We start from the raw sequence: 6,011 nt of genomic DNA on the forward strand, positions 1-6,011 counted from the left end.
GACATCACGTTGCTTTTTCCCCATGGCTTTACGCAAAACGTCGGCATCACCTTTAGAGAAATCGGCTAATCTTTGTGACAAAAGCATTACTTGTTCTTGGTAAACTGTAATTCCGTAAGTATCTTTTAGCAGTTCTTCGCAAGCTTCAAGGTCATATTCTATAGGTTCTTCGCCATTTTTTCTCTTAATAAAACTTGGTATATAAGCAATAGGTCCTGGACGATATAAGGCGTTCATGGCAATTAAATCGTTAAAAACTGTAGGCTTCAGTTCCTTCATATACTTTTGCATTCCCGCACTTTCATACTGAAAAATTCCAACCGTTTCACCACGTTGAAAAAGTTCATACGTTTTTACATCATCAATAGGAAAGGTATCTGGATCGAGTACTTTTCCTGTTCTGTATTTTACGAGTTTTACAGTATCTTTTATTAAGGTTAGGGTTTTTAGTCCCAAGAAATCCATTTTTAACAATCCTGCACTTTCGGCAACGGAGTTGTCAAATTGAGTTACATATAAATCGGAATCTTTCGCAGTGGTTACAGGAACAAAATTGGTAATATCACTTGGAGTAATAATTACTCCACAGGCATGAATTCCTGTGTTACGTAAATTTCCTTCCAGAATTTGTGCTTGTTGAATGGTTTCTCCACCCAAATCTTCTTCTTTAGAAAGTACAATTAATTCTTTCATTCGGTCGAAATCCTCTGGACGCAAAACTTTTCGGATTTCGGCTTCGGTATCGTTCATAAAACGAGCCAAATTCCATTTTCCAGGCAACATTCCGGGTAATAATTTGGCAATTTTATCTGCTTCAAAAAGAGGTAAATCTAATACTCTGGCGGTATCACGAATAGCTGATTTGGCAGCCATAGTTCCGTAAGTAATAATTTGGGCAACTTGTTTTTTTCCATATTTTTCAATTACATAATCCATGACTTTACTTCTTCCTTCGTCATCAAAATCGATATCGATATCGGGAAGCGACACACGATCAGGATTTAAGAATCTTTCGAAAAGCAAATTGTATAAAAGAGGATCAATATTGGTAATTCCCAAACAATACGCCACTACAGAACCTGCTGCAGAACCACGTCCTGGACCAACAGAGACATCCATTTTTCTAGCTTCTGCAATAAAATCTTGCACGATTAGGAAATAACCTGGATAACCAGAATTTTGAATCGTTAATAATTCAAAATCTATTCGCTCTTGTATTTCTGGTGTAATTTCTGGATATCTTCTTTTGGCACCTTCATAAGTAAGATAATGCAAATATTTATTTTCTCCTCGAACACCACCATCAGTTTCGTCTTCTGAAACTAAATACTCAGATGGAATTTCAAATTTTGGCAATAAGACATCTCGATATAAGGAGTAAATTTCTATTTTATCTACAATTTCTTGAATATTGACAATGGCTTCGGGCAAATCAGAAAACAATTCTTTCATTTCTTCTCCCGATTTGAAATAATATTCCTGATTGGGTAAACCGAAACGATATCCACGACCACGACCTATTGGTGTGGCTTGCTTCTCACCTTCTTTGACACATAATAAAATATCATGCGCATTAGCATCATCTTTAGAAATATAAAAAGTATTGTTAGTTGCAATGAGTTTTACTGCATGCTTTTTTGCAAAGGATATTAAGGTTTGATTGACACGGTTTTCGTCTTCTTGATTGTGACGCATCAATTCGAGATAAAAATCATTTCCAAATTGCGATTTCCACCAAATCAAAGCTTCTTCAGCTTGGTTTTCTCCAAGATTTAAAACTTTACTAGGAATTTCTCCATACAGGTTTCCTGATAAAACAATAACATCTTCCTTATATTGTTCGATTACGTTTCTATCGATTCTGGGCACATAATAAAATCCTTCTGTATAAGCAATAGAAGACATTTTGGCTAAATTATGATAACCTTTTTTGTTTTTTGCTAAGAAAACAACTTGGTAACCATTGTCTTTTTTGGTTTTGTCTTTGTGATTGTCGCAAACAAAAAATTCGCAACCTACGATGGGTTTCATTTCAACCTCAGTGGCTTCTTCCCCATTTTCTATTGCAGTGGCATTTTTTGTAGCGGCAGTTTTATTTTGATTCAAAACATCTCGAACAAAATGAAAAGCACCCATCAAATTGGCATGATCGGTCATGGCAACGGCCGACATTTTATTTTTTGCAGCAGCAGCAACGAGTTTCGCCACAGAAATTGTAGATTGTAAAACCGAAAACTGAGTGTGATTGTGCAAATGCGCAAACTTTGCATTTGCTAAATCCTGAGTAATTTCGATTGAAATGGGTGTTTTCGTCTCAACTTTTTCAGCTTGTTGAAAACGTTTAGCTATTTCGGCAGAAGCTACTTTAAGATTTATGTGTTTTAGACCTATAAGCTGAATTTCTCCTTGATTTTTACTCTGAAATTCGTGAAAATAATTGGCTTCAACATCAAGTTCTTCTTTGGTAAAAACTTCTCTTTTTATTAATTCTAAAAAACAACGAGTCGTTGCTTCAACATCGGCAGTAGCATTGTGTGCTTCCGAAAATGGGACTTTAAACAAATATTGATGAAGTTCTGTTAATGTTGGTAATTTGAATCTTCCGCCACGACCTCCAGGTAATTTTAATAGTGATGCGGTAACTTCGGTACAAGTGTCCAGAACTGGCATTTTGACCATATCGGAACCAATATTGGCACGATGAAATTCGCAACCCATAATATTGACATCGAATCCTACGTTTTGTCCAACTATAAATTTAGTTTTTGATAATGCAATATTAAATTTTTCTAAAACTTCCTGCAAAGGAATTCCTTGTTCTATTGCCAATTCTGTAGAAATCCCGTGAATACGCTCTGCATCATAAGGAATATTAAATCCATCAGGTTTTACCAAATAATCTTGATGCTCAATAAGATTCCCCATCTCGTCATGAAGTTGCCATGCGATTTGGATACAACGAGGCCAGTTGTCAGTATCCGTTATTGGTGCTGACCAACTTCGTGGTAATCCGGTGGTTTCGGTATCAAAAATTAAATACATTTTGTTGAGCTTTAGGCTTTAGGCTATAAACCGTAAGCTTATTTTAGATAAAGACAAAAATACATTTTATGCGGTTGAATGTCAATTTTAGTTATTAACAAAAATATTAAATCAACTCATATTTTACAGCCATTTTAATCAATAAAGCGGTGTTGCTTGTCTCTAACTTAAGCATCAAATTTTGACGATGTGTGCTCACGGTCGTGATGCTAATAAAAAGTTTATCGGCAATTTGTTGGTTGGTTAATCCTTCAGCAATTTCTTTTAAAACCTCAAGTTCCCTTCGGGTTAAAATGGGTTTTTGGTCGTATTTTGAAGTATTTTGTTTTTGATAATCGACATTAAAAAACATATTGCCTTTGGAAACTGCTTCTATGGCTTGCATTATTTCTTCTTTGGACGAATTTTTTAATAAATAGCCACTTGCACCGTTTTCTATCATTTTAGAAACGTAATTTCGATCGTTGAAAGTGCTCAATGCCAAGCATTGAATAGTAGGAAATTCGGTTCTGATTTTTTTGCACAGATCGATACCGCTAATATCGGGTAAATTGATGTCGAGAAAAGCAATATCCACTTCATTTTTTTTGAGAAAATCAATGGCTTGAAAAGCATTTTCGGCACTGCCAACAATAATAATTTCTTCATTTTGGCTAAGCAATGCTTTGAATCCTTCAATTACCATTGGGTGATCATCGACTATAAAAAGTTTGTGCTTCATTTTTATGTTATTTCAAATTCAATGTGAGTTGATGTTCCTTTGCTGTCAGATTGTATGTCTATTTTTCCGTTAAGGTATTCCACTCTGTGGTTGATGTTTGACAAACCAATTCCGTTTTTCTTTATCGCATTTACATCAAAACCTTTTCCATTATCTTCGACAGTTAACGAAATTATATTGCCATTCCTAGATAATTGAATATTGGATTTTGTAGCCTTGGCGTGTTTTATGGTATTGTTTAGTAATTCTTGAACAATTCTATATAATACAATTTCGGTGGTTTGTTCCAATCGTTCTTCCATTCCGAAACTTTGATAAGAAACTGTTAATTCTGAATTCTGAGAAACCGATTCACAATAGCTTCTTAGGGTTTCCTCTAGTCCAAATTTTAATAAAGCTTCCGGCATCATATTGTGCGCTACACGGCGCATTTCGGCAATGGCATTGTCTATTTGAGAAATGCTTTTGGTAAATGTACCCGCATTTTCTTCTGATAAAATTACGTTTCCTTTCATACTATTCAATTGAAATTTTACACCTGTTAGAATTCCGCCCAATCCATCGTGCAAGTCACGCGCCAGCCGCGTTCGTTCTTGCTCTTCGCCTTGTATCATATTTTGTGTCGCATCAATCTTTTTTTCTTGATGTAATTGTATGATTTCTTGATCGTTAATTTTTTTTCTGGCTCTGTAATTTTTGTACAGTAAAAAACTAAAAATTAGTAATCCAATCACTACAGCTGCTAATGAATAAATGAATGTTCTTTGTTTGATTTGTTTTTTTTCAAGTAGTAAAATTTCTTTATCTTTCTTTTCAACTTTATACTTCTCTTCTAAATCAAGTGAAAATTTCGACATTTCTTCATCATTAATCATAATATTTACTGAATCATATTTTGATCCATATCTTTCAGCTTCATAATATTTATGTTCCGCATATTTCAAATTTGTTTTTAGGTAATATAAATTCAATAATTGCCCCTGCAAACTATCATTTATGGCCATCTCTATTCCATTATTCAATTCAAGATCTGCTTGTTTAAAATTATCATTAAAAATATGATAATGAGCATTCAATCTTACAATAACATTTCTGTCAGCGGTACTTAAAACTGAATTGTTTTCTGATGCAATAATATTTAATTCTGCTATAGATTTTTTCAGCTTTTCTTTATCAGCAGTTTGAATATATATTGAACATAGATTTATTAATGCTTTTGATGAAGATCTGGGAAAATTTTCTTTATTAGCAATAGCTAATTGACTTTTAAATAATTTTTCTGCTTTTGCATTTTCATTCATATTCATATATGTCAAGGCTGTATTATTTATGCATATTAACAATCCTTTTATGTTTTTATATTTTTTGCCTGATTCAATTCCTTTCTCTCCATAATGAATAGCTTTTTTAAATTGATTTAATTCAAAGTATAACCTTGATAGGTTTCCATAATTAATGGATAAATTGAGTGTATCTCCGACAGATTTGCTAAACTTCAAAGAATAAAGAGCATATTTTATAGCTAAATCTGTCTTACCTAAATTTTGATATAGCGAAAATAATGTACGATACGATTCAGCTTCTTGAAGCATATTACGATTGTTTTTTGCAATTTGATTTGACCTTAATGTGTATTTCAAAGCTTTATTATAATCAGATTTGGCGTGGAAAACTTTAACTAGTTCAAAATTATAATCATAATCGTATTTTGAAGCCTTTAATTTTTTAATCAATTTATCACTAATATTCAAATAATATAATGTAGAGTCGGGATTCGTTTTTAAATATTCATCTTCAATAGCAAACAAAAGCTTTATTTTGCTTGTGTCTTCTTTCATAACAGGCAACTTTCTCAACATGCTATCTAATTTAGATTGAGAAAACATTCCAGAAGAATAAAAAGCAAATACTGTTAAGATCAAAATTCTTTTTTTCATAATTTATTATTTGAATAGTTAGACAAAGTTAACCACAAGTTCCTTTTTCTTATCTCCTATAAAAGTAGGATATTATAAATCATTATTATACAGTAGAGTAGGCTTTTTTCTATCCGCTAATTTTACATTATTAAAACGATAACACCTTAATAATGAATAATATGAAAAAAACACAATTACTCTTGATGCTGGTATTACTTATTGGTTTCAACAAAATTCAAGCGCAACAAGCCACACTAGCATCGGGCGGAAATGCTACAGGAACTGGCGGAAGTACCAGTTACTCTATTGGTCAAATAGATTACATTGCG

Annotated in this window: 3 protein-coding genes; all 3 read right to left on the minus strand. The window is 33.0% G+C overall.

Annotated features, from left to right (window positions below):
* Nucleotides 1-3,042: DNA polymerase III subunit alpha (gene dnaE / locus ACHZC3_RS00595; RefSeq protein ID WP_394757940.1), on the minus strand; the 3,042-nt coding region annotated here is incomplete at its 3' end.
* Nucleotides 3,043-3,148: 106 nt separating this feature from the next.
* Nucleotides 3,149-3,763: a response regulator gene (locus ACHZC3_RS00600; protein ID WP_394757941.1), complete on the minus strand. Its 615-nt coding sequence runs from the start codon at nucleotides 3,761-3,763 to the stop codon at nucleotides 3,149-3,151.
* A gap of 2 nt (nucleotides 3,764-3,765) precedes the next feature.
* On the minus strand, nucleotides 3,766-5,700 hold the full coding sequence (locus tag ACHZC3_RS00605) for an ATP-binding protein (RefSeq protein WP_394757942.1): 1,935 nt from the start codon (nucleotides 5,698-5,700) through the stop codon (nucleotides 3,766-3,768).
* Nucleotides 5,701-6,011: the final 311 nt, after the last annotated feature.

Source organism: Flavobacterium sp. (assembly GCF_043720215.1).
Taxonomy (GTDB): Bacteria; Bacteroidota; Bacteroidia; order Flavobacteriales; family Flavobacteriaceae; genus Flavobacterium.